Source organism: Novosphingobium album (ex Hu et al. 2023) (genome assembly GCF_022832385.1).
Classification (GTDB): Bacteria; Pseudomonadota; Alphaproteobacteria; order Sphingomonadales; family Sphingomonadaceae; genus Novosphingobium; species Novosphingobium album.
Genome location: NZ_JALHLE010000005.1, coordinates 44,708 through 68,227, shown reverse-complemented (window position 1 = coordinate 68,227; position 23,520 = coordinate 44,708). Strand labels below are relative to the sequence as shown.

At 62.7% G+C, this 23,520-nt stretch carries 22 protein-coding genes; 14 read left to right on the top strand and 8 right to left on the bottom strand.

Features of this window, described 5'->3' with window-relative positions:
• Window position 1 precedes the first annotated feature (1 nt).
• The 7 genes from MTR64_RS04275 (at window position 2) to MTR64_RS04245 (ending at window position 7,040) form a co-directional block, all read left to right on the top strand.
• Entirely contained in the window at window positions 2-1,114 is a 1,113-nt protein-coding gene (locus MTR64_RS04275) for an ABC transporter permease (RefSeq protein WP_243991165.1), read from the top strand.
• A 19-nt stretch (window positions 1,115-1,133) separates the two neighbouring features.
• On the top strand, window positions 1,134-2,618 hold the full coding sequence (locus MTR64_RS04270) for an efflux transporter outer membrane subunit (RefSeq protein ID WP_268740720.1): 1,485 nt from the start codon (window positions 1,134-1,136) through the stop codon (window positions 2,616-2,618).
• A gap of 61 nt (window positions 2,619-2,679) precedes the next feature.
• Entirely contained in the window at window positions 2,680-3,075 is a 396-nt protein-coding gene (locus MTR64_RS04265) for a septum formation initiator (RefSeq protein ID WP_327194245.1), read from the top strand.
• A 124-nt stretch (window positions 3,076-3,199) separates the two neighbouring features.
• Window positions 3,200-4,279, top strand: a complete 1,080-nt coding sequence (pdhA, locus tag MTR64_RS04260; protein ID WP_243991163.1) for a pyruvate dehydrogenase (acetyl-transferring) E1 component subunit alpha — start codon at window positions 3,200-3,202, stop codon at window positions 4,277-4,279.
• On the top strand, window positions 4,279-5,637 hold the full coding sequence (locus tag MTR64_RS04255; protein ID WP_243991162.1) for a pyruvate dehydrogenase complex E1 component subunit beta: 1,359 nt from the start codon (window positions 4,279-4,281) through the stop codon (window positions 5,635-5,637). Before pdhA ends, MTR64_RS04255 begins: the two co-directional genes overlap by 1 nt.
• Before the next feature lie 163 nt (window positions 5,638-5,800).
• Window positions 5,801-6,505 carry a hypothetical protein gene (locus MTR64_RS04250; RefSeq protein WP_243991161.1) on the top strand — a complete coding sequence of 235 codons (705 nt, stop codon included), beginning with the start codon at window positions 5,801-5,803 and terminating at the stop codon, window positions 6,503-6,505.
• Window positions 6,506-6,584: 79 nt separating this feature from the next.
• Window positions 6,585-7,040, top strand: coding sequence for a hypothetical protein (locus tag MTR64_RS04245; RefSeq protein ID WP_243991160.1), 456 nt, complete (start codon window positions 6,585-6,587; stop codon window positions 7,038-7,040).
• Here the strand turns inward: MTR64_RS04245 and trmFO are convergent, their stop codons facing one another.
• Window positions 7,041-8,390, bottom strand: a complete 1,350-nt coding sequence (gene trmFO, locus MTR64_RS04240) for a methylenetetrahydrofolate--tRNA-(uracil(54)-C(5))-methyltransferase (FADH(2)-oxidizing) TrmFO (RefSeq protein WP_243991159.1) — start codon at window positions 8,388-8,390, stop codon at window positions 7,041-7,043. It lies immediately after the preceding gene.
• Window positions 8,391-8,471: 81 nt separating this feature from the next.
• On the opposite strand from trmFO, the gene MTR64_RS04235 reads away from it, so the two are divergent.
• Window positions 8,472-9,161: a hypothetical protein gene (locus MTR64_RS04235; RefSeq protein WP_243991158.1), complete on the top strand. Its 690-nt coding sequence runs from the start codon at window positions 8,472-8,474 to the stop codon at window positions 9,159-9,161.
• 6 nt (window positions 9,162-9,167) lie between these two features.
• On the opposite strand, the gene MTR64_RS04230 is transcribed toward MTR64_RS04235, so the two are convergent.
• The 3 genes from MTR64_RS04230 to gyrA form a co-directional block, all read right to left on the bottom strand.
• Window positions 9,168-10,037 carry a pirin family protein gene (locus MTR64_RS04230; protein WP_243991157.1) on the bottom strand — a complete coding sequence of 290 codons (870 nt, stop codon included), beginning with the start codon at window positions 10,035-10,037 and terminating at the stop codon, window positions 9,168-9,170.
• Window positions 10,038-10,156: 119 nt separating this feature from the next.
• Window positions 10,157-10,501 (bottom strand): DUF952 domain-containing protein, encoded by a 345-nt coding sequence (locus tag MTR64_RS04225; protein ID WP_243991156.1) that lies wholly within the window; start codon window positions 10,499-10,501, stop codon window positions 10,157-10,159.
• A complete protein-coding gene (gene gyrA, locus MTR64_RS04220; RefSeq protein ID WP_419144916.1) occupies window positions 10,498-13,164 on the bottom strand; it encodes a DNA gyrase subunit A in 2,667 nt (888 codons plus the stop codon). The genes MTR64_RS04225 and gyrA overlap by 4 nt, the downstream gene beginning before the upstream one ends.
• A 392-nt stretch (window positions 13,165-13,556) precedes the next feature.
• Between gyrA and MTR64_RS04215 the strand changes: the two genes are divergently transcribed.
• Window positions 13,557-14,879 carry a hypothetical protein gene (locus tag MTR64_RS04215; protein ID WP_243991154.1) on the top strand — a complete coding sequence of 441 codons (1,323 nt, stop codon included), beginning with the start codon at window positions 13,557-13,559 and terminating at the stop codon, window positions 14,877-14,879.
• 112 nt (window positions 14,880-14,991) lie between these two features.
• Here the strand turns inward: MTR64_RS04215 and MTR64_RS04210 are convergent, their stop codons facing one another.
• Window positions 14,992-15,645 (bottom strand): carbonic anhydrase, encoded by a 654-nt coding sequence (locus MTR64_RS04210; protein WP_243991153.1) that lies wholly within the window; start codon window positions 15,643-15,645, stop codon window positions 14,992-14,994.
• Between the two features lie 96 nt (window positions 15,646-15,741).
• Here MTR64_RS04210 and lipA point away from each other — a divergent pair, with 96 nt between their 5' ends.
• A complete protein-coding gene (lipA, locus tag MTR64_RS04205; protein ID WP_243991152.1) occupies window positions 15,742-16,680 on the top strand; it encodes a lipoyl synthase in 939 nt (312 codons plus the stop codon).
• Between the two features lie 52 nt (window positions 16,681-16,732).
• The gene (locus tag MTR64_RS04200) at window positions 16,733-17,188 is read left to right on the top strand and encodes a type II toxin-antitoxin system RatA family toxin (RefSeq protein ID WP_243991151.1); all 456 of its coding nucleotides are present in this window, start codon (window positions 16,733-16,735) and stop codon (window positions 17,186-17,188) included.
• A 142-nt stretch (window positions 17,189-17,330) separates the two neighbouring features.
• On the opposite strand, the gene MTR64_RS04195 is transcribed toward MTR64_RS04200, so the two are convergent.
• From MTR64_RS04195 to MTR64_RS04185, 3 genes are all read right to left on the bottom strand, one after another.
• Window positions 17,331-17,840: a CinA family protein gene (locus MTR64_RS04195; RefSeq protein WP_243991150.1), complete on the bottom strand. Its 510-nt coding sequence runs from the start codon at window positions 17,838-17,840 to the stop codon at window positions 17,331-17,333.
• Window positions 17,841-17,856: 16 nt separating this feature from the next.
• The gene (locus MTR64_RS04190) at window positions 17,857-18,375 is read right to left on the bottom strand and encodes a hypothetical protein (RefSeq protein ID WP_243991149.1); all 519 of its coding nucleotides are present in this window, start codon (window positions 18,373-18,375) and stop codon (window positions 17,857-17,859) included.
• A gap of 289 nt (window positions 18,376-18,664) precedes the next feature.
• Window positions 18,665-19,861: a bifunctional 2-C-methyl-D-erythritol 4-phosphate cytidylyltransferase/2-C-methyl-D-erythritol 2,4-cyclodiphosphate synthase gene (locus MTR64_RS04185; protein WP_243991148.1), complete on the bottom strand. Its 1,197-nt coding sequence runs from the start codon at window positions 19,859-19,861 to the stop codon at window positions 18,665-18,667.
• An 80-nt stretch (window positions 19,862-19,941) separates the two neighbouring features.
• Here MTR64_RS04185 and dusB point away from each other — a divergent pair, with 80 nt between their 5' ends.
• The 3 genes from dusB to MTR64_RS04170 are packed head-to-tail and all read left to right on the top strand — an operon-like array spanning window position 19,942 to window position 23,518.
• Complete coding sequence (dusB, locus tag MTR64_RS04180; protein WP_243991147.1) at window positions 19,942-20,970, top strand: tRNA dihydrouridine synthase DusB; 1,029 nt, start codon at window positions 19,942-19,944, stop codon at window positions 20,968-20,970.
• On the top strand, window positions 20,967-22,103 hold the full coding sequence (locus MTR64_RS04175) for a two-component system sensor histidine kinase NtrB (RefSeq protein WP_243991146.1): 1,137 nt from the start codon (window positions 20,967-20,969) through the stop codon (window positions 22,101-22,103). Before dusB ends, MTR64_RS04175 begins: the two co-directional genes overlap by 4 nt.
• A complete protein-coding gene (locus tag MTR64_RS04170; RefSeq protein ID WP_243991145.1) occupies window positions 22,100-23,518 on the top strand; it encodes a sigma-54-dependent transcriptional regulator in 1,419 nt (472 codons plus the stop codon). The genes MTR64_RS04175 and MTR64_RS04170 overlap by 4 nt, the downstream gene beginning before the upstream one ends.
• Window positions 23,519-23,520: the final 2 nt, after the last annotated feature.

Genomic DNA, 23,520 nt, shown 5'->3' with positions numbered 1-23,520 from the left:
CATGGACCGTCTCATCGCCAGCCTTGCCCAGATCTTCGTGTTGTGCCGGAAGGAGATTCTTGCACTTGTGAAGGACCCGGCGAACCGCGTGATTCTGGTCGGGCCCGCGCTGATCCAATCGCTACTGTTCGGCTATGCCGCGACGTTTGACCTGAAAAACGTACCCTACGCCGTGCTCGATCAAAGCCATAGTGCCGCCTCGGCGGAATTTCTGACGCGCCTTGATGGTACCGGCATCTTCAAGCGTCAGGCGACACTGACCAATTCCCTGCAAATCGCCGAGGTTATCGACGACGGACGGGTTCTCATGGCCGTGAGCATCCCTTCCGATTTCGCCACACGGCTGGCCAAAGGCGGGCAAGCCCCGGTGCAGGTCATCCTCGACGGCCGCAATTCCACCACGGCCGGTGCCGCAGCAGGCTATGTGAACGCAGTCGCCACTGCCTTTAACGCGAAACGTGCCGGTGCACCTCCGATCACGGTCGTCAGGCGGGCATGGTTCAATCCAAACCTCGATTCGCGCTGGCAGATCCTGCCTGCCATGATCGCGACGCTATCCATGTTGCAGACGCTTCTGCTGGCCGCGCTGTCGGTCGCGCGGGAGAGAGAGCAGGGGACGTTCGACCAGTTGCTGGTGACGCCGTTGACGCCTCTCCAGATCCTCACCGGCAAGGCGATACCGGCGGTACTCGTAGGGGTGATGCAATCAACTCTTGTGCTCTTGATCGCGCGCTTGTGGTTCGAGGTCCCCATGAACGGATCTCTGTGGCTGCTCTATCTGGGGCTGTTCGGGTTCACGGGCGCTTCGGTGGGCATTGGCATGTCGATATCCGCGCTTGCCCTGAACATGCAGCAGGCGATGCTCTACACGTTCATGCTGCTCATGCCGCTGACGCTGCTTTCCGGGCTCGTTACACCGATCCGGAACATGCCCGAAGTGCTGCAGATCCTGACATATGCCAACCCGCTTCGCTTCGGTGTCGATCTGGTGCGGCGTGTCTATCTGGAAGGCGCGGGACTGTTCGACATCGCGTTCGATTTCGTGCCGATGCTTGTGGTTGCCAGCGTCACCATGCCGCTCGCGGCCTGGCTGTTCCGCAATCGTCTGGCCTGATGAAAATGGATACCTTGCTATGAGATCCGCCCGTATCCTTCCGCTCCTTGCCCTTGGCGCGGCTGCAACCTCTCTTTCAGGATGCACGGTGGGACCAGACTTCAAGGCGCCGCAGGCGGCAGCTCCTGCCGACTGGTCGAGCTGGCGCAGCGGTGATCCCGCGCTGATCGCGCCGGTGGGGCAGGGGGAGACGATCCCGTCCGACTGGTGGACGCTGTTCGGTGATCCGGTACTGGACAACCTCGAACGCGAGGCGCTGGCCGCGAGCCCCGACATCGAAACGGCCGCGCTGCACTACGCACAGGCAAGGGTTCAGGCGCAGGGAACGAAGGCTGCCGGGCTGCCGCAGGTCAATGCCGGGGCGGACGTCGTGCGCAACCGGCTGAGTGAATATGGTGCTTCGACGCGCCTCTTCGACGCGATCGGATCGGATCGCGATGCGCTGGCCAAATTCCTTGCCGAACCCTTCACGCTCTATCAGGGGGGCTTCGATGCCGCCTGGGAACTCGACTTGTGGGGTAAGGTCCGGCGGCAGGTGGAACAGGCCGGTGCGCGGGTCTCGCAACAGGAGGCATTGCTCGATCTCGCCCGTCTCAGCATCGTCAGCGAAGTGGCGCAGGCCTATTTCAGCCTGCGCGAAACGCAGAGCCAGATCGCGATTGCGGAGGGCGACATTGCCTTGCTGCAGGAAAGGGTGTCGATCGTTGCCGCGCGCGTGAACGGGGGGCTTGAGGATCACAGCAGCCTCGAGCAGGAGAGTGCCCAGCTCAACGCCCTGCGGGCCTCGCTGCCGGCGCTGACGGCGGGCGAAGCGATGCAGATCAACCGGCTTTCCCTGCTGCTGGGCAAGCATCCCGGGGAATTGAACGAGGAACTGCGCGGTGGCGCTTCTCCTTCCGCAAACGCCCTCCCGGACCTGTCGCTGGGCATGCCATCACAGGTTGCACTCGGGCGACCCGATGTGAGGGCGTCGGTGGCGCAGCTGCACGCCGCGACGGCGGGGATCGGCGTTGCAACGGCGGATCTCTACCCCAGCATTCGTCTGGGCGGCAGTTTGAATCTTGAAACGTACCGCAGCCAGAACCTGTTCGACTGGGGAAGCCGCACATGGTCCATCGGACCCAGTCTCGATCTGCCGGTGTTCGACGGTGGGCGCCGCCGCGCCGTCGTGAAGCTGCGCAAACTCGAAGCACGCGAAGCGGCAGTAGGATACCAGAAGACCGTGCTCAAGGCATGGCAGGAAATCGACGACGCCCTGAGCGGCTACACCGCCGACCGGGCGCAGGACCGCATGTTGTCCGCGCGTGAGGCCAACACCGCACATGTGCTGGACCTTGTGAAAGCTCGCTACAAGGCCGGCGCGCTTAACTATCTGCCGGTCATCGACGCGAAACGAGCCGAGTTGCAGGCTCGGCGCGAACGGGCCGATCTCGATGCACAAATGAACATCCGCTTTGTGGCCCTCAACAAGGCGATCGGGAACGTCCCGCCTGGAAAGCTTTGAGGCGCCCAACGGGTCGCAAAAAGTTATCAACACCTATCGTTTCGCGAATGCGGCGGAACGAATGGTGCGTTCGTGGGCCAAAGTGGTGCAAACCGCTATGGAATTTGGCTTGCAAGGCGGAATCACTTGTGATTCTATCAATTCCATGAGGACCATGCGGCAAGATCACGGCATTGTTAAAGAGAGGCTCGTTCAGGGGCTGGCGCTGGCCATGCTTCTGTTGATGGGTCTCTATGCCGTGGCCGGACCGAGCGGATTGATCGCCTGGGGTGAAAACCAGCACCTTCTGGAACAGCAGCGTGCCAAGCTGGCTTCCATGAAGCTGGAACGCGATCACTGGAAGAACCGCGTGAAACTGCTTGATCCGAAGAATGCCGATCCCGATCTGGCGGGCGAACTGCTGCGCAGCAATTTGAATGTCGCACGGTCGGACGAGATGGTGATGTTGCTGCACTGACGCCTTGCGTCGCGCTATAATATTTTCCGCATCGCGAGCAATTTCCTGTCACACTGCTTCCGCTTTCCGGCGGTCTTGCCTATATCGCGGGTGAATCGATCGCACCAACGATTGGGAGCCCGCTTTGCCCAAAGCCAAGAACGCCGCTGAAAGCGGCAATGAACCTGCCGTAGCCGACGGCGAAGATTTCGCCCTCCACAGCCTTCAGCAAGCCCATGCAGCGGATCGCCGCTACAAGGCGAGCAAGGAAGAATTGCTGCATTTCTACGAGCAGATGCTGTTGATCCGCCGTTTCGAAGAGAAGGCGGGGCAGCTCTATGGCCTTGGGTTGATTGGCGGTTTCTGCCATCTTTATATCGGGCAGGAAGCCGTGGCCGTGGGCCTGCAGTCCGCGCTCACGGGTGGGCTGGATTCCGTCATCACCGGCTATCGCGATCACGGCCACATGCTGGCCTATGGCATCGACCCCAAAGTGATCATGGCTGAATTGACTGGCCGCCATTCGGGTATCTCGAAGGGCAAGGGCGGTTCGATGCACATGTTCAGCGTCGATCACCGTTTCTATGGCGGCCATGGCATCGTGGGGGCACAGGTGCCGCTCGGTGCCGGTCTCGCCTTTGCGCACAAGTATAACGAGGATGGCGGCGTGACGCTCGCCTATTTCGGTGACGGTGCGTCCAACCAGGGGCAGGTCTACGAAGCCTTCAACATGGCCTCGCTGTGGAAGCTGCCGATCGTGTTCGTGGTGGAGAACAACCAGTACGCCATGGGCACTGCGGTCAAGCGCGGATCGGCCGAGACACATTTCTACCGCCGCGGCACCGCGTTCCGCATTCCCGGCATGCAGGTCGATGGCATGGACGTTCTCGAAGTGCGCAAGGCGGCCGAGATCGCTCTCGAGCATGTCCGCGGCGGCAATGGGCCGGTGCTCATGGAACTGAGCACCTACCGCTATCGCGGCCACTCGATGTCGGACCCTGCCAAGTACCGCAGCCGCGAGGAAGTGCAGGACGTGCGCGAGAAACGCGATCCGATCGAGCACGCCAAGGCAGAGCTGCTCGAATTGGGCGTGACCGAGGCGAGCCTCAAGGACATCGACAAGCGCGTGCGCGCAGCCGTGACCGAAGCGGCGGATTTCGCCGAAAGCTCGCCCGAGCCCGAAATGTCCGAACTCTACACTGACGTCCTGGTGGAGCGCTACTGATGGCGATCGAACTCAAGATGCCCGCGCTCTCGCCGACGATGGAAGAGGGCAAGCTCGCAAAGTGGCTGGTCAAGGAAGGCGACGAAGTCGCTTCCGGTGATATCCTGGCTGAAATCGAAACCGACAAGGCCACGATGGAATTCGAAGCCGTCGATGAAGGCACGGTCGGCAAGATCCTTGTGCCTGAAGGCACCGAAGGCGTGAAGGTCGGTACGGTCATCGCTGTAATGGCAGGTGAGGGCGAGGATGCCGGCAGCGTCGCCGCTCCCGCGCCGAAGGCTGAGCCTGCGCCCGCAGCACCGCAGCCCGTTGCCAAGGCTGAAGCACTGGCCCCGGCGCCTGCGCGCAAGGACCCCGAGGTTCCCGCCGGCACCAATATGAAGACCTCGACTGTGCGCGAAGCGCTGCGCGATGCCATGGCCGAGGAAATGCGCCGTGACGAACGCGTCTTCGTGATGGGCGAGGAAGTCGCCCAGTATCAGGGCGCCTACAAGGTCACGCAGGGCCTGCTCGACGAATTCGGCGACAAGCGCGTGATCGACACGCCAATCACCGAATATGGCTTTGCCGGTATCGGCACCGGCGCCGCCATGGGCGGCCTGCGCCCGGTGGTCGAGTTCATGACGTTCAACTTCGCCATGCAGGCGATTGACCACATCATCAACTCGGCGGCCAAGACCAACTACATGTCCGGCGGCCAGATGCGCTGTCCGGTCGTGTTCCGCGGCCCTAACGGCGCGGCGTCGCGCGTCGGTGCGCAGCACTCGCAGAACTATGGCCCCTGGTACGCCAACGTGCCCGGCCTGATCGTGATTGCACCGTATGACGCGTCGGACGCAAAGGGCCTGCTCAAGGCGGCGATCCGCTGCGAGGACCCGGTCGTCTTCCTCGAAAACGAACTGGTCTACGGCCGGACTTTCGAACTGCCCGAACTCGACGATCACGTGCTGCCGATCGGCAAGGCGCGGATCATGCGCGAGGGCAAGGACGTGACCATCGTGTCCTACTCGATCGGCGTCGGCATCGCGCTGGAAGCCGCCGAAACGCTCGCGGCTGAAGGCATCGACGCCGAAGTGCTCGACCTGCGCACGCTGCGTCCGCTCGACAAGGAGTCCGTGCTTGCAAGCCTTGCCAAGACCAACCGCATGGTCGTGGCCGAGGAAGGCTTCCCGGTCTGTTCGATTGCCTCGGAAATCATCGCGATCTGCATGGAGGAAGGCTTCGACGACCTCGACGCGCCGGTCGTGCGTGTTTGCAATGAGGATGTCCCGCTGCCTTACGCGGCCAACCTCGAAAAGGCGGCCATCATCGATGTTCCGCGCGTGATCGCGGCAGTGAAGAAAGTCTGCTATCGCTGATACGGACGGCGGCTGCGGGCATGGTTCCCGGCCGCCGCACCGTTTGCGGGCGGATGAAATCGGCACGAATTCGGACGTATCGCGGTTTTCGTGTTGGTACACTGCGGCATAACGCGATCCGGGGCAGGCTTGCGTGCCCGCGTTGGCTGCCTAGAGAGGCGCTGTGTCTGACCAAACATCTTCTGCGAATTCGTCGGCATCGAGGCATGAAGACGCCCTTATCCAGTCGCTGCCGGCCGTTTCGCGCCTGGCACTGGCCTATGCGCCTGCTTCGGCGCGGCTTCCCACGTTGGCGCTGTTTGCACTGGATGCACGGCTAGCCGGTCTGTTGCGGCATTCGCGGGAACCGATGCTGGCGCAACTGCGGCTGTCATGGTGGCGGGAATCTCTGGGCCGCGATCAAAACGAATGGCCTGAGGGCGAACCTCTCCTCGCAGCATTGCGCAGCTGGAACGGCAGGCACAAGGCGTTGACGGCGCTGGTCGATGGCTGGGAAGCATTGACGGGTGCCGCCCCCCTGCCTGGCGAAGCGCTGCGAACCATGGCGCAAGGCCGGGCAGAGGCATTTGCCGCGCTCGCCCATGCCCTGGACCGCGAACGCGAATCCCGCGCAGCCTATCGTCTTGGGCATCAATGGGGCCTTGCCGATCTCGCGATGCGCCTTGGCAATCCCCAGGAACGCGAAACGGCCGCATCGCTGGCGGGTTCGGAAAAAGGCGGGGCGCGGTCACGCGTGTCGCGCGCTCTGCGGCCCCTGCTGGTGCTTCAGGGCCTTGCCAGCCGCCGTCTGGAAAAGGGCGAGGAAGGTGGCGCGCTTTCGCCGGCCGCCATGCTCAAGGCGCTGCGGCTCGGGCTTCTGGGCCTCTGAGGGCGAGCGAATGAAGGATATGTAATTTCAATCCCGGTGCAGTGCGGGCCAATTTTGGCATCTGCAACGGGGATCCTTGATGAATCGCTTCCTGCTGGGCGGCCTTGCCGCGCTCATTATGGCCGGTGTCGGCCTGTTCTGGTGGCAGGGGCGGGCCGAGGTGGAAAAGGCTGCGCCGCCGCCGGAAGTAGCGCCTTCGTTCGATCCCGAGGATTTGCCGAGCGCTGAGCTTGGCGACGCTAATGGCCCGGAGCCGCCCGAGGCTACCGATCTGACGCGCGAACAACGCCGTTTCGGGCGCTATGACCGCAACAGCGACGGGCGCATCAGTCGCAACGAAATGCTGTCCACGCGCACCGCCGCTTTCCGCAAGCTGGACAAGGACGGGAACAACCTGCTGTCGTTCGAGGAATGGGCGGTCACGACCGTTGACAAGTTTGATCGGGCCGACGTCAATCGCGACGATCAGCTCACGCCAGCAGAATTTGCGCGCACGGCGCCCCCGCCCAAGCCGAAGTCCAGATGCAGCTGCTGATCAGGCCGCCGGAGTGAGCGTTGCAAGCCAGCTGCCGATGTCGGCTTTGGCCCGCTCGGTATAGGCTTCCTTGCGCTGCTTCTTCTTCACGTCGTGCAGCGGGGGAAACAGCCCGAAGTTGACGTTCATCGGCTGATAGCTGTCTGCCTCGGCATCGCCGGTGATGTGCGAGAGCAGGGCGCCCAGAGCGGTCGTGCGCGGCGGAGCCTGCCATTCGCGGCCTGCGAGTTCTGCAGCCGTCATCAGGCCTGCCATCAGTCCCACGGCGGAACTTTCGACATAGCCTTCGCAGCCGGTGATCTGCCCGGCAAAGCGGATGTGCGGCGCAGTCTTGAGGCGCAGCTGGCGGTCGAGAAGCACCGGGGAATTGAGGAACGTATTGCGGTGAAGACCGCCAAGGCGTGCGAATTCCGCCTTTTCGAGCCCCGGAATCGTCCGGAACAGGCGGACCTGCTCGGCATGCTTCAGCTTGGTCTGGAAGCCGACCATGTTCCACAGCGTGCCGAGCTTGTTATCCTGCCGAAGCTGCACCACCGCATAAGGCCAGCGCCCGTTGGGGTGTTCAGCTGTCGCCCAATGCGGGTTGTCGAGCCCAACGGGCTTCATCGGCCCGAAACGCAGCGTATCCACGCCACGCTCGGCCATGACCTCGATGGGCATGCAGCCGTCGAAATAGGGCGTGTTCGCTTCCCATTCCTTGAATGCGGTTTTCTCGCCTTCAACCAGCCCCTGATGGAAAGCGAGGTACTGCTGCTTGTCCATCGGGCAGTTGATGTAGTCCTTGGTCTCGCCCTTGTCCCAGCGCGAGGCCATCCAGCAGACGTCCATGTCGATTGTCTCGCGGTAGACAATCGGCGCGATGGCATCGAAGAACGCCAGCGAATCCGAGCCGGTGGCGCGGCCGATTGAACTGGCGAGCGCTTCTGCGGTGAGGGGGCCAGTTGCGACCAAAGTCAGGCCGCTTTCGGGCAATGTGTCGATCCGTTCGCGCACGATCTCGACGTTCGGCAGCGCGCTCAGCCGTGCTTCGACTTCGACGGAAAAAACGTCGCGATCCACTGCAAGCGCCGATCCAGCCGGAACTTCAGCCTTGGCGGCAGCACCCATGATCAGCGAATCGCAACGCCGCATTTCGTGGTGGAGCAATCCGACGGCATTCTTTTCATCGTCATCGGAACGGAACGAATTGGAGCAGACGAGTTCGGCCAGTCCGTCCGTCTGGTGCGCGGGCGAACGCTCGCCGGTCCCGCGCATTTCTGACATGCGGACCTTGAAACCGCGCCGTCCGAGCTGCCAGGCGGCCTCGCTTCCGGCCAGACCGCCGCCGATAATGTGGACATCATAAGTCATAGCCGCGCGCCTAGCTTGTCTCGGCTCGACGGGAAAGGGCAAGTGCTGTCATAGCAGACGGCATTGCGCACTGTAGCGCACGTGACGCAGAGAGGTATTCCGCAAACCATGCCCCGGCGAGCCTTGATCGAACGCCGTCCCTGGCTGCTGACTAGCATTCTTTTCGCGCTGGCCTTTGCCTGGCTGCAGGACAGCCAGTTGCCGGGCGTTTACCTGATGGTGCTCAAGGCCGCGCCGTTGCTTCTGCTCGCTGTGTACGCGGCGCTTCGGCACAAGGGACACGATACGCAGTTGCTAGCAGCCATGCTTGCGTTTCAGGGCCTGGGAGCGGCCATCTCCGACCTTGCCGAAGATCTTGCCGGGATTGTGATGGTCGTGGGTTTCGCATTCGGCATTGGCCTGTTCCTGATGCACCGGCGCCGACATCTGACGCCAAGCCAGAAAGGATTGGCGGTCTGCCTGCTGCTCCTGATCCCGGCCATTTGCCAGCTGGCGATCAATCCACATGTCGAGGCCGGATTGGCGCCGCTCTACTTCGGTGCGGCGCTGGGCGGTTTCGCGGCCAGCGCCTGGACGAGCAGTTTTCCGCGCTATCGAACAGGGCTGGGCGCGCTGGTCGTTGTCGCAGGCAGTGTCGGCAATCTGGTTTCGCTGCACGCCATCAACGGACCGGGGGTTGGTGAAATTCTGGGCTGGCCGCTGTTCTATCTGGGTAATCTGGTGCTCGCGACCGGCGTAACAGGCGAACTGCGAGCCCGTGCCGCCGTCTGAGTGCCCTCACTTGTCCGGCAGGGGAATGAATTCCTGATCGTCACCGTCGGGCAGTTTCATGCGCTGCTGCCGCCAGTCTTCTGCGGCCTGCTCGAGCCGGTCTTTCGAGGACGAGACGAAATTCCATAGCATGAACCGCTCGCCTATCGGTTCTCCTCCGAGTGCCATCACGGTGGCCGCTTCAAGCGCCAGCGTGGGAACCGCCAAACCGGGCTGGAGCACGGCCATCTGCCCCGCAACCAGTTTCTGGCCGGCCACTTCCACAGTTCCCGCCGCGACGTAGACAGCGCGCTCTTTATATTCGCTAGGCAATGTTCGTGCAGCGTCGGCCTGCATTTCCCAGTGCATGTAGAACAGCGGGGAATGGACTTTGACGGCGGCTTTCATCCCCTCGGCAGCACCGGCGATGAGACGGCCGCGAATGCCGCCTTCGTCCCACATCGGCAGGTCAGTGCCTTCGTGATGATAGAACGCGGGATCGGTTTCCTCGTCTTCCACGGGCAAGGCTACCCAGGCCTGGATGCCGTGCATGTGGGCGCCGTGCGCCCGTGCGTATTCGAGACGCTCGGAATGTGTGATGCCGCTTCCCGCGACCATCCAGTTCACTTCGCCCGGACGGATTTCCTGATGGAACCCCAGACTGTCGCGGTGGGTCAGCGCACCGTCGTAGAGGTAGGTGACGGTGGAAAGGCCGATATGCGGGTGGGGACGCACGTCAAGCGAGCGCGGGATCCCCGGGGCAAAATCGACAGGTCCCATGTGGTCGAAGAACACGAAAGGGCCGACCATCCGCCGCGCATGGAAGGGCAGCACGCGACCGACCGTAAGACCGCCGCCAAGGTCATGGGTGCGCTTGTCGATAATGCGTTCGATCATCGCCGGTCTCCCTCATGTCACCCTTACCCTGAGAGACCGGAATTCCCAATCTGCGATTCCATCGCTGGAGTCAGAGGACATGATGCGCAATGGCTGGGCCCGGCGGCCGCAGGGACGCTTCAGGGCAGGCGCAGGGCTCCGGCCTGATCGAATTCCACCGGCCCGTGCGCGATGATGGCGGATAGCGGCAGGTCTGCATAGATATGCGGGAACAGTGCACCGCCCCGCGAGACTTCCCATCTCACTGCATGGCCCAGCAGGATCAAATCGACAGCGGCGATGTGCAAATCGGTCTGGCCGGCGAAGTGTTTTTCCAGCGTTTCCTGTGCCTGTCCGGCGGTGGACATGTGGATGTACCCGTCGGACAGGTCGATGGGCGCGCCCTCGAAAGTGCCTGCGGAGAGCAGCTGCTGGAGTTGCTCTCGGGTCAGGATCTTGTAGGCGACCGCTTCGGTCTGGCTCACGCTTCGCCTTCCGGCGTTTCCGGAGCAGGGGCATCGGTCGCGCCGCCTTCGGTCTCTGCCTCGTCCGCTTCGGATTCCTCGTCCAGACGCACGGCGCTGACCACGTGCTCGCCGCCGGACACGTTGAACAGGCGCACGCCTGCCGAGCCGCGCCCGATGACCCGCAGGCTTGCGAGCGGCAGGCGGATCAGTTTGGCCTGATCGGTTACCAGCATTAGCTGCTGCGCCTGCGTGGCCGGGAAGCTGGCGACGACCGGGCCGTTGCGGGCGATGTTGTCGATATTGGTGATACCCTGACCGCCTCGGCCGGTGCGGCGATACTCATAGGCGGAGGACATCTTGCCGTAGCCGTTGGAGCAGACGGTAAGGATGAACTGCTCGCGTTCGGCCAGCTCTGCCATGCGCTCGACGGAAAGCGAAGGCTTGCCTTCCTTTTCGCCCTTCCACGACGCGAATTTGAGGTAGGCTTCGCGTTCCTCCGGCGTGGTGCCGACACGGTGCAGGATCGAGAGCGAAATGACTTCGTCATCGTCCTTGAGGTTCATGCCGCGCACGCCAGTCGAGGTCCGGCTCGTGAATTCGCGCACATCGTCACCGGCAAAGCGGATGGCCTTGCCCTGACGGCTTGCCAGCAGCACATCGTCGCTGGCTTCGAGCAGGGCTACGCCGATCAGACGGTCGTCCGAGCCTTCGTCGAACTTCATCGCGAACTTGCCGTTCGACGGGATGTTGGCGAAGGAATCCATCGCGTTGCGGCGCACGTTGCCCTTGGCCGTGGCGAACACGACCGAGAGCTTGCTCCATTCCGCCTCGTCTTCTGGCAGGGCAAGCACAGTCTGGATCGTCTCGTCCTTGTCCAGCGCGGGCAGGAGGTTGACGATCGGGCGGCCTCGCGTGGTCGGGCCACCTTCGGGCAGCTTGTAGACCTTGAGGCGATAGACCTTCCCGGCGGTGGAGAAGAACAGCACCGGATTGTGCGTGGAGGTGACGAACATCGTCGTCACGGCATCCTCATCCTTCGTCGCCATACCGGCGCGGCCCTTGCCGCCGCGGGCCTGAGCGCGGAAGGTGGAGAGGGCGGTGCGCTTGATATAGCCGTCCATGGTGACGGTCACCACCATGTCCTCGCGCTCGATCAGGTCCTCGTCGTCGATTCCGTCGAAAGCGGCGGTGATCTCGGAACGGCGCGGCGTCGCATAGGCGTCGCGCACGGCCTGCAGTTCCTCGCGCATGACGCCGTAGAGCTTCACGCGGTCGGCGAGAATGGCGAGGTATTCCTCGATCGCGAGCGCCAGTTCCTTGAGTTCGTCGCCGATCTCGTCGCGGCCGAGCGCGGTCAGGCGGTGCAGGCGCAAGTCGAGGATCGCCTTCACCTGGGCCTCGGACAGGCGATAGGTGCCGCCGGTCTCTTCCGCAGTTGGTTCGATAGCCTCGACCAGCCGGATATACGGCGCGATTTCGCCGATCGGCCATTCCTTGGCGAGCAATTTGGCACGGGCATCGGCGGGGTTCGACGATCCGCGGATCATCGCCACGACCTCGTCCATGTTCGAGACCGCGACCACGAGGCCGAGCAAGATGTGCGCCCGGTCGCGCGCCTTGTTCAGTTCGAACTTGGTGCGGCGGGTGATGACTTCTTCGCGGAACTGGATGAACGACTGGATGATGTCGCGCAGCGACAGGATTTCCGGTCGTCCGCCACGGATCGCCAGCATGTTGGCCGGGAAGTTCGACTGCGCGGGGGTATTGCGCCAGAGCTGGTTGAGCACGACTTCGGGCGAGGCATCGCGCTTGAGGTCGATGACCACACGCACGCCTTCGCGGTTGGATTCGTCGCGGATGTCGGAGACGCCCTCGATCCGCTTGTCCTTGGCGGCTTCGGCGATCTTCTCGACCAGACCGGACTTGCCGACTTGATAAGGCATGGATGTCAGCACGATCGAACGGCGGTCGCCCCGTCCTTCCTCGATCGCGTGACGGCAGCGCTGGACGATCGAGCCGCGGCCCTGCGTATAGGCCGCACGCGAGCCGCTGGAGCCAAGGATCAGCGGAGCGGTCGGGAAGTCAGGCCCCGGGATGATCTCGAACAGTTCCTCCGAGGTGATCCCCGGATTCTCCATCATCGCAAAACAGCCGTCGATCACTTCGCCGAGGTTGTGCGGCGGAATGTTGGTGGCCATGCCGACGGCGATACCGCCTGCGCCATTCACCAGCAGGTTCGGGAAGCGGGCGGGAAGAACCGTCGGTTCCTGCCGCGAACCGTCGTAGTTGTCGGCGAAATCGACGGTGTCCTTGTCGAGATCGTCCATCAGCGAGTTGGCGACGCGGGCCAGACGCGCTTCGGTGTAACGCATCGAGGCCGGCGGATCGGGGTCCATCGAGCCGAAGTTGCCCTGGCCGTCGATGAGCGGCAGGCGCATCGACCAGTCCTGCGTCATGCGCGCAAGCGCATCGTAGATCGCGCTGTCGCCGTGCGGGTGGTAGTTACCCATGACGTCGCCGACGATCTTGGCCGACTTGCGGTAAGGACGCCCGGCGACGAAGCCGCCTTCCTGGCTGGCGAAGAGAATACGCCGGTGGACGGGCTTGAGACCGTCGCGCACGTCGGGAAGCGCGCGCGACACGATCACGCTCATCGCGTAATCGAGATAGCTCGTCTTCATCTCGTCGACGATGTCGACGCGTGTGTATTCGCCTTCGGGGCCGGTGGGCAGGGTGTTTTCGGTGTCGTCGCTCACGCGGGTTCTATCGCTGTTGTTGCGGAAAAAGGGTGATGAACTGCCCTAGGACAAGCCATCGGGGATTGCCACAGCAAGGGGCATCGACCGGGGGAAAACATCGCCGTGTTTTCCACACTTAAGAGCCTCGTAAGCGCGAAGAGATGCCGACGCGACCACTCGGACTGCCACGGGCATTCAATCTGCGTTCACTGGCGCGCCCTTAGCAGGAGCGAGAGGTTGCCAAGCCGCCAATTCGGCGGCAGTACCGGCGCCGATAGTTTTTAGGTGTCCTTTTGAGGACACGGTGTGGTTCTGTTTTGAGAGGAGTGGCCTTGATGGCTCGCAAGTTCCTGGTTTCCCGTTTTGCTCTCGCGCTCGCGCTTTCGAGCGGCCTGGCCGTGGCCGTGGCGCCGCCGGCGATGGCCAAGAAGAAGGAAGCGGCTCCGGCTGCCAATTTCTCGGAAGAATTCCGCAAGGCCGCCGGGCCGATTGAAAAGGCCATGACTGATGCGACGGGCAAGCTGCCCGCAGGCGCTGGTCCGGCCGATTATGAGGCGGCAAAGGCCCAGATCGACGCCGCGCTGGGTGGTGACGGCAAGGCTGCTTTCGAGGCCGCGGTGCCGACCGCGACGACCGTCGACGACAAGAACGCACTCGGCTCGATGATGCGCAACTACGGCATTCTGGCAAAGGATCTGGCGTTCAAGCAGAAGGGCAATGCCCTGATGATTGAGAGCGGGAAGATCCCGGCTGACAAGGTTGGTGCCATGAACTTTGATGCCGGTGTTACGGCCTACCAGCTCAAGGACTGGGCGAGCGCAGGCAGCTACCTCAAGGCTGCCAAGGATGCGGGTTATCAGGACCCGAACAACCAGCTCGACCTGATTCTGGCCGATGCCTACAAGCGCAGCGGCAACACCGGTGCCGTGCTTCAGCTCGCGCAGGACGACATTGCCGCCGCCAAGGCCAATGGCACGGCCCCGGCCGAAACCTCGCTGCGCAACGCGCTGCAGCAGACCTACAGCGCCAAGCAGCTTGGCCCGTCGACCGAATATGCGGCGATGCTTGGCCAGTATTATCCGGAGGCGTGGAATATCGCGATTTCGGTGGTGGCCCAGATCGCGGCACTGCCTCGTGAACAGGACCTTGACCTTATGCGTCTGAAGTTCCTCACGAATTCCATGACTGAAAAGCGCGACTACTTCACCTATCTGGAGGACGTTGATCCGCGCGCCTATCCGGGTGAAGCGCTCAAGGTGATCAATGATGGTATCGCCAAGGGCAAGCTGACAGCAACCGAGATCGCCGCGGACAAGTCGAACACTTCGTCACGCGTTGGCGCTGACAAGGCGTCGCTGCCGTCGGTCGAAGCCGATGCGATGAAAGCCGGTGCGAAAGTTGGCGCTGTTGTGGGGGCCGCCGATGTTTTCCTGAGCTATGATCAGCCCGCCAAGGCCGAAATGCTCTATGCCAAGGCGATCGGCATGCCTGGCGTCGATGCAGACAAGGTGGCGCTGCGTCTGGGCATGACTCAGGCATTGCAGGGCAAGTACGCGGACGCCGAAACCAATTTCGCCAAGGTGACCGGCCCCCGTGTCACTGTCGCAAAAATGTGGAGCGCTTACGCGAAGAGCAAGGCTGCGCCTGCCGCAAACTGACGGCATACGGCGCAACAGCGTCCATGGAAAAGGGCGGCGGGATAACCCGCCGCCCTTTCTGTTTGTCCTGCGAAGACAGTGCTGTCCAGCGATGGACAGCGGGACTTGCCCCTCAGGCAACCGGCCCGAATTCTCCGGTTTCATTGTCCATCAGGTGAAGGACCCCGTCAGAGATCGCGAAGAAGGCGCCGCGCAGGCTCAGGTCTCCGTCACGGACTTTCCTGCGGATGCACGGGAACGTCATCAGGTTGTCGAGGCTGACCTTGACCGCGGCCTGTTCCATCTGGCGCTCGGCGGGGCGGCCTTCGGTGCCGTATTGGGCCGCAACAGGCTCGCGGGCCTCGTCGAGGAGGGCGATCCAGTCGGCGATGAAGCCGCCTTCACCGGGCTCGGTGCCGTGAAGCTCCTGCGTGAGCGCCGCCTTGCAGCCGCCGCACATGCCGTGCCCCATGACCACGATTTCCTTCACTTTCAGTACCTGAACGGCAAATTCCAGCGCGGCGGAGACACCGTGATGGCCAGGCGAAGTCTCGAAGGGCGGAACCAGCGCCGCGACGTTGCGTACGACGAACATCTCGCCCGGATCGGTGTCGAAGATCTGCGTGGGATCGACGCGGCTGTCGGAGCAGGCGATGATCATGACTTCGGGCTGCTGCCCTTCGCGGAGCTGCGCCCAGCGCGCGCGGTGCGGGGTCCATCCCGTATCCCGGAAACGGCGGTACCCATCGAGAAGATTGTCGAGAGCGTTGCTTCCGGTTTCGGACATTGAGGGGCTCCGTGCTGGGGGTGTTGTCTCTGTGGGCATCCCTTAGCCGGGATATTCGTACTGGCAAGGGCGAGAGCATGCGACTATCTGGGCCTCATGAACGATCTTTCCACTGCACCGAACCCCGAAGCCAAGCCGGAACGCCAGCGCAAGCCTGACTGGATCCGCGTAAAGGCGCCCACCACCAAGGGTTATGGCGAAACGCGCAAGCTGATGCGCGATCTCAAGCTGAACACCGTCTGCGAAGAGGCGGCGTGCCCCAACATCGGCGAGTGCTGGACCAAAAAGCACGCAACGGTGATGATTCTGGGCGATACCTGCACGCGCGCCTGCGCCTTTTGCAACGTGAAGACGGGCATGCCAGGCCGCGTCGATGCCGATGAGCCCGCGCACGTTGCCGAAGCCGCGGCCAAGATGGGGCTGGAGCACATCGTCATCACCTCGGTGGACCGGGACGATCTTCCGGATGGCGGTGCGAGCCAGTTCGTCAAGGTGATTCAGGAACTGCGCCGTAATACGCCGCAGACCACCATCGAGATTCTGACGCCTGATTTCCGGGGCAAGATGCGCGCGGCGATCGAGGCCATCGTTGCCGCACGCCCGGACGTCTACAACCACAACCTCGAGACGGTCCCGCGGCTCTATCCGACGATCCGCCCGGGCGCGCGTTACTACGCGTCACTCCGCCTTCTCGAGGAAGTAAAGGCGCACGATCCTTCGATTTTCACCAAGTCGGGCATTATGCTGGGGCTGGGAGAACAGCGTCTCGAAGTCCATCAGGTGATGGACGACATGCGCTGCGCCGACATCGATTTCCTGACCATGGGCCAGTATCTGCGCCCGACTCCCAAGCACACCGAAGTCAAGGAATTCGTGACGCCGCAGGCTTTTGCTGCTTACGGCGCGATTGCCCGGGCTAAGGGCTTCCTGCAGGTCGCATCGACGCCCCTGACGCGCTCGAGCTATCATGCTGGCGAGGATTTTGCAGAAATGCGCGCGGCGCGCGAAGCCAGGCTGGCGCGGGGACAGTGTTGATGTCCACCGGTGTACATCGCCTTGTCCGCAAACCGCTGAAACAGTCCTGATCATGCCGGGAATCCACGAAGTCCATCGGCTGCCGTACAGCGCCGAGCAGATGTTCGATCTGGTTGCCGATGTCGGCCGCTATCAGGAGTTCCTGCCCTGGGTGGTGGCTACCCGGGTCAAATCCGACAGCGAGCATGAAATGATCGCCGACATGCTCGTCGGCTTCAAGGCGTTGCGCGAGAAGTTTACTTCACGCGTGGAAAAGCAGCGGCCACGAGAAATCCGTGTCCACTATGTCGATGGACCGATGCGTGACCTCGACAATGTCTGGACCTTTCACCCTGTCAGCGGCACGGCCTGCGATGTCGAGTTCGATGTCCGGTTTTCTTTCCGGAACGCGTTGTTCGAGAAACTGGCCGGGCAATATTTCGACAAGGCATTCCGCAAGATGGTCGCGGCTTTCGAGACGCGCGCCACAGAGCTCTATGGGGTTCAGCAAGAATCACCGGACCTTTAGTCACCTTATGAAACTCATATTGGTTTCATAAGGCGACTTTAATGTGGTGCGCGCTGTCGGATTGAGTAACTTTTTGAAACCACACTGACAATGTGGTTTCAAAAAGTTACTTTAGTGATATAAGATACTGTATATACGTGGTTTATCCGCCATGGAGCAGGAGCATCTCCAGCGCGACAAGCGCTGCCTGATGCCGGATTTCCGCTCTGCTGGCCCCTTCGATCAGTTTCTGTTCGGCGTTCACTTCATCGTCGCCGCGAATGGCCAGCGCAAAAACGACTGTCCCGACGGGTTTCATCTCGGTGCCGCCATCCGGACCGGCGATTCCGCTGACCGCCACCGCGACATCGGCGTTGCTATGCCGGATCGCGCCTTGCGCCATGGCCCAGGCCGTTGCTGGCGAGACGGCGCCGAATGCCTCGAGAATGTCGGACTGGACACCCAGCAATTCCTGCTTTGCCTCATTCGAATAAGTCACGAAACCGCGGTCGAGCACGGCCGAGGAGCCGGGGATCTCGGTCAACGCGGCGCAGACCAGCCCACCGGTGCAACTTTCGGCCAGCGCGATGGTGCGTCCGGCCGCTTTGTTCTCGGCAATGACCCGCTCTGCGAGGGCTACGAGGTCTTCGGGGAAAAACAATGTCTTGGCCATGACGGTCCTTGATCAATCAATCCTTGCAAAGGGCGATCTTGCCCACTTTCGGCTCGGCGGTGCTCGCGACTTCCATTGTCAGCGCGATCAGGCCGGCGGTGTTTTCTGGCGGCAAGGGAGACAGCAGATCGATGGCGATGTCCAGTTTGTCGCAGGATTTGAGTGCGATCTGCTGTGAGACGAAGCCCTCTACGAAAGTATCCGCAAGCTGCCTGGTCGTGTCATCGGGAAGATTGGCAATCGTCCCCGCTGCATCGGGGCCCAGGGCTTTCAGGAAAGCCGGCTTTGCGTTGGGCCAGTACTTGGCTTTCTGGGCCGCGTAGCGCGCGGCAAGGTCCCCGCCATGACGGCGCAGAAAGGCGTTGGCGGGCAAAACCGGAGCGCAGCGCTTGGCCGTCCCGCTGATTGCCTGAGGTAGCGCATAGGCAAGCAGTGAAGTGGCTTCTGTGCGCGACAGGCAGACCGGCGCAGCGGCGGTGGCCGAGACGGGGGCGCAAGCCAGCAGGCAGAACATTGTACCAAGAAGTCTCTTCATGGGCATAACTCCCTGTTGCGAGCCTAGGGTCAGGACCCACTATTCACGCCATCGAGGCGCCCGAATGGCGAACATATCGGGCCAAATTGTCCGCCGGGAAGGCTGATTGCCTTTCCCAGGGCGATTTGGCTCGAGATGGAAGCCATCCGGGCGTCCCGCAGGGATTTGACCAAAATGGCCCAGAGCCGCGTCGAGAAGTCTTGAAATATTGACATATTCCTTTGCCTTCTCTCCTTGCGCTGAGCCATTTTGCCTCAAACCTCGATGGCGTGAATAATGGGTCCTGACCCTAGATGCGGCAGAGGCAGACGGCAGCCTGCGCAGCAATTCCTTCGCCTCGCCCGGTAAAACCCAGTTTTTCGGTTGTTGTTGCCTTCACACTGATAGCTGCGCTGTCAACTTCGAGAATTTCGGCGAGGCGCGCGCGCATGGCATCGCGATGGGGCCCGATTTTGGGCCTTTCGCATATGATCGTGACGTCTGCATTGCCAGGCGCGTATCCTGCTTCGCGCACGAGTGCAGCGGCGTGGGACAGGAACTGGTGTGACGCCGCCCCTTTCCATTGCGGATCGCTCGGCGGGAAATGCTGGCCGATATCACCGGCGCCGATGGCCCCGAGCATTGCGTCGACGAGAGCGTGGATGGCGACGTCGGCATCGCTATGACCTGCGAGGCCGTGCGTGTGCTCGATCCGGACCCCGCAGAGCCACAGTTCCTCGCCTTCGGTCAACCGGTGGACATCGTATCCCGTCCCGATGCGGACAGCGGGCAGCGAGCGCGCAAAATCGGATGCGAATGTCAGCTTGTGCAGGGCTTCGTCCCCTTCGATCATGGCGATTTCCATTCCCCGTGACTGGGCAACCTGAGCGTCATCACCGGCGGTCAACTGGCCCGGCCAGTTGCGATGGGCTGCCAGAATGTCCTGAAAGTGAAAAGCTTGTGGCGTCTGCACCCGGCGCAGGTCTTCGCGCCGGGCAGGGGTGCCCATGACGTCCCCGGAATCCGTGGAACCTGCGTGAGCAAGACTGTCCACCACCGGCAGAACCGGGATGGCGCCCTTGTGGCGGGCAAGGGCGTCCCGAAGCCGCTCGATCACGGTACGCGGCAGTATCGGTCGCGCCGCGTCGTGGATCAGCACGAAGTCCGGTGCAGCGCGTGTCAGGGCTTCGAGACCCAACCGGACGGACTCCTGACGTGTTTCGCCGCCGGTAACGAAACGCAGGTCCGGGATCCCTTCCAGCGCATCCTGCGCGACGGCATCGGCGCCGGCGGGAATCACGATCACCACCGGCGCGATCCCGGCAGCAGTCAGGGCTTCCACCGAATGTCTGACCACCGGTTTACCACGCCATCGGGCGAACTGCTTGGGCACGGGCTGCCCGGCGCGAAGTCCCTGGCCTGCGGCCACGACAATGGCTGCGGTTCCAACTGCGCCCGGCGCCGTGCCGGGCTCGCCTTGCTCGTTTGCTGATACGATACGCGACATTATCGCCGCCGGTAATCGCTTGCGGGGGCGAGGGCAATCCACTATGCGCTGCCTGTTTTTTAGGCAACGCTGCACAGATTATGACCGAACTGCCCGCTCCTCCGATGCTAAAGCCCATTCAAGTCGGTCCGGTGACGATCGACTGTCCGGTGGTGCTCGCACCCATGACGGGCGTTTCTGACTTGCCGTTCCGGCGGATGGTCCGCGGTTTCGGGTCGGGGCTCAACGTCACCGAAATGATCGCAAGCCCCGCGGCGATCCGTGAAACCCGGGTCTCGCTCCAGAAGGCGATGTGGGACCAGATCGAGGATCCGGTTTCGATGCAGCTTGTGGGGTGCGAGCCCGATCAGATGGCCGAAGCGGCGAAACTGGTCGAGGATCGCGGCGCGGCGATCATAGACATCAACATGGGTTGCCCGGTGCGCAAGGTCGTCAATGGCGATGCTGGTTCGGCGCTGATGCGCGATATTCCGCTCGCGACAAGGCTGATCGAGGCGACGGTCAAGGCCGTGAAAGTGCCGGTGACGGTGAAGATGCGCATGGGGTGGTGCCATGACAGTCTCAACGCGCCGGAACTGGCACGCATCGCGGAGGATCTGGGTGCGAAGATGATCACCGTCCACGGCCGCACCCGCAACCAGATGTACAAGGGCGAAGCCGACTGGGGCTTTGTCCGCAAGGTGAAGGGCGCGGTCTCAATTCCGGTCATCGTCAATGGCGACATCTGCGGGATATCGGACGCCGCCAAGGCTCTCGAGCAGTCGGGCGCGGACGGGTTGATGATCGGACGCGGGGCTTACGGCAAGCCCTGGGTCCTCGCGCAGGTCATGCGCTGGTGGCGCGGCGGTGGGTTGATGGCCGATCCCGGTTTCGGCGAGCAGTACGAGATCATCCGTGAACACTACGAAGCGATGCTTTCGCATTACGGCAGCGATACGGGCGTGAAAATGGGACGCAAGCACCTGGGCTGGTACGTCAAGGGCCTGAAAGGCTCGGCAGAGTTTCGCAACCGCGTGAACTTCATCGACGATGCTAACGAAGTGCTGCGCTCGCTTGCGGAGTTCTACGCTCCGCACCGGTCCGCCGGTGGGCAGCTTCGGGCAGCATGAGCATCGCGACGCGGACGGCCCTTCCTGACGCCCACCGGCTGCTGGCCAGCCTTCCTCATGCTGTGATCCTGCTTGAGCCGGGTCTCCTCATCGCCTCGGTAAATCCGGCGGGCGAGCAGTTCTTCGGCCAGTCGCTGCGCCGGCTCGCCGGTTGCAGGTTGGGCGATGTCATGACATTTCCCGACCAGCGCCTGCTGGAGCGGCTGCAGGACTATGAAACGCCGGTTTCCGCGCGTGAAGTGGACGTTTCGCTTAAGCGCAAGGGCGCCAGGCGCATCGACATCAACATCGCGCCGGTTGCCGACACGCCGGGCTGGCAGGTGCTGACGATCCACGACAACAGTGCGGCCGAGGCGCTGGGCGATGATTCCGGCGGCGCCGATACGGCCGTGCTGCGCGGGCCCGAAATCATGGCCCACGAGATCAAGAACCCGCTGGCGGGCATTCGCGGTGCGGCCCAGCTTCTTGCCCGCAAGATAGACGAGCGGGACAGGCCGCTGACGGACCTGATAACCTCGGAAGTCGATCGCATCGCCAGTCTGATCGAGCGGATGCAGAAATTGAGCGGCCGCATCGCACCTCCGGTCGAGCCCTGTAATCTCCATGAGTCAGCGCGGCGGGCGATCGATGTGATCAAGGCGGCCAGCGCCGATCATGCGGCCTTGCCCAGTTACCGGCTGCGGGAAGAATTCGATCCGTCGCTGCCGCCAGTCCTGGGCAGCCCGGACGGGCTTGTACAGGTGATCATCAACCTGCTTTCGAACGCGATCGAGGCCAGTCACGAAGCCGATGAACCCCGCGTGATCATTCGCACGCGTTTCGCGAGTGGCCTGCAATTGCACAGCACCGATTCCGGTGCGCCGGTGCGCCTGCCGATCGAACTTCGCGTGAGCGACAACGGTCCAGGTGTGGATCACTCGATGCGGGAACATATTTTCGAGCCGTTCGTAACCACCAAGAAATCGGGGCAGGGGCTGGGGCTGCCGCTTGTGCGCAAGCTGGTTCGCGACATGAACGGGCGCATCACGCACGAGCGTGACGAGGAAGCCGGCCTTACCCACTTTCGTATCCACCTGCCGCTGGCGAAGGAAACGCGGAGCAGGGGGCTCCTCCGACGGAGGCTGTTCTCATGAGCGTGCTGCTTGTCGAAGACGACATGTCGATTGCCATCGTCATCACAGCCGCACTGGAGGATGAAGGCTTCTCCGTCGAGCACTGCCAGACGATTGCCGAACGGGACCGCCTGCTGAGCGAACGGAGCTTCGAGGCGCTCGTGACCGACGTGATGCTGCCTGACGGCGATGGCATCGAGACACTGGATCGCGCGCGAGCCCTGCATCCGGACATGCCGATCATTATTCTCTCGGCTCAGAATACGCTCGATACGGCGGTCCGCGCTACGGATACCGGTGCTTTCGAATATTTTCCCAAGCCGTTTGATATCGACGAACTGGCGCGCACCGTCCGGCAGGCTGCAGGCAATACAACCGGCAATGGCTTGCGCGGCGACGAACCGCTCGGCGATGGGCTGCCGTTGGTCGGCCGCAGCGCAGCGATGCAATCTGTATTCCGGATGATCACGCGCGTCCTGCGCAATGATCTGACGGTCCTGATCCTGGGTGAATCGGGAACCGGCAAGGAACTGGTGGCAGAAGCCATCCATCAGCTTGGAAATCGCCGCAACGGACCGTTCATCGCGGTGAATACCGCGGCCATCCCCGCGGAACTGATCGAGAGTGAACTGTTCGGCCACGAGAAAGGCGCGTTTACCGGCGCGGTTGCGCGCCACGTCGGCAAGTTCGAGCAGGCGGCCGGCGGAACCCTGTTTCTCGACGAGATCGGCGACATGCCGATGCAGGCGCAGACACGCCTGTTGCGCGCGCTGCAGTCCGGCACCGTGCGCCGCGTCGGCGGCAGCGAGGAAATCCGGCTCGACACGCGCATTATCGCGGCCACCAACAAGGATCTCGAGCCCGAGATCGCGGCGGGACGTTTCCGCGAGGACCTCTATTACCGGCTCAATGTCGTGCCGATCCACATGCCGCCGCTGCGCGATCGGAGCGACGACATCGAGGTTCTGGCCCGGCATTTTCTCCAGCATGCAGCCAATGAGGGGCTGCCCCGCCGGCAGTTGACCACCGAAGCCGCAGAACTGCTCAGCCGCCAGCCCTGGCGAGGCAATGTGCGCGAACTCAAAAACTTCGTCTATCGCATGGCGCTGCTCGCCCGCGAGGACACGATTGATGCAGACAGCGTGCTTCCGCTTCTGGCGCAGGAGCCTGTGGGCGCACCGGTGCCGGTGACGAACGAAGGCTCCGACCTCGAGGGGGCGGTCACTCGCTGGCTTTCAGCGGAACGGCCCGCCAGCGGGACTATCTACGAAAATGCCATCGCGGCATTCGAACGACCGCTGTTTGCGGAAGTGTTGCGCGAAACCGGAGGCAATCAGTTGCGCGCAGCGCAGGCGCTCGGGATCAACCGCAACACCTTGCGTAAGCGCTTGAGCGAGCTGGCGCTGGATCCGGAAGAATTCGTTCGTCGATCATGATG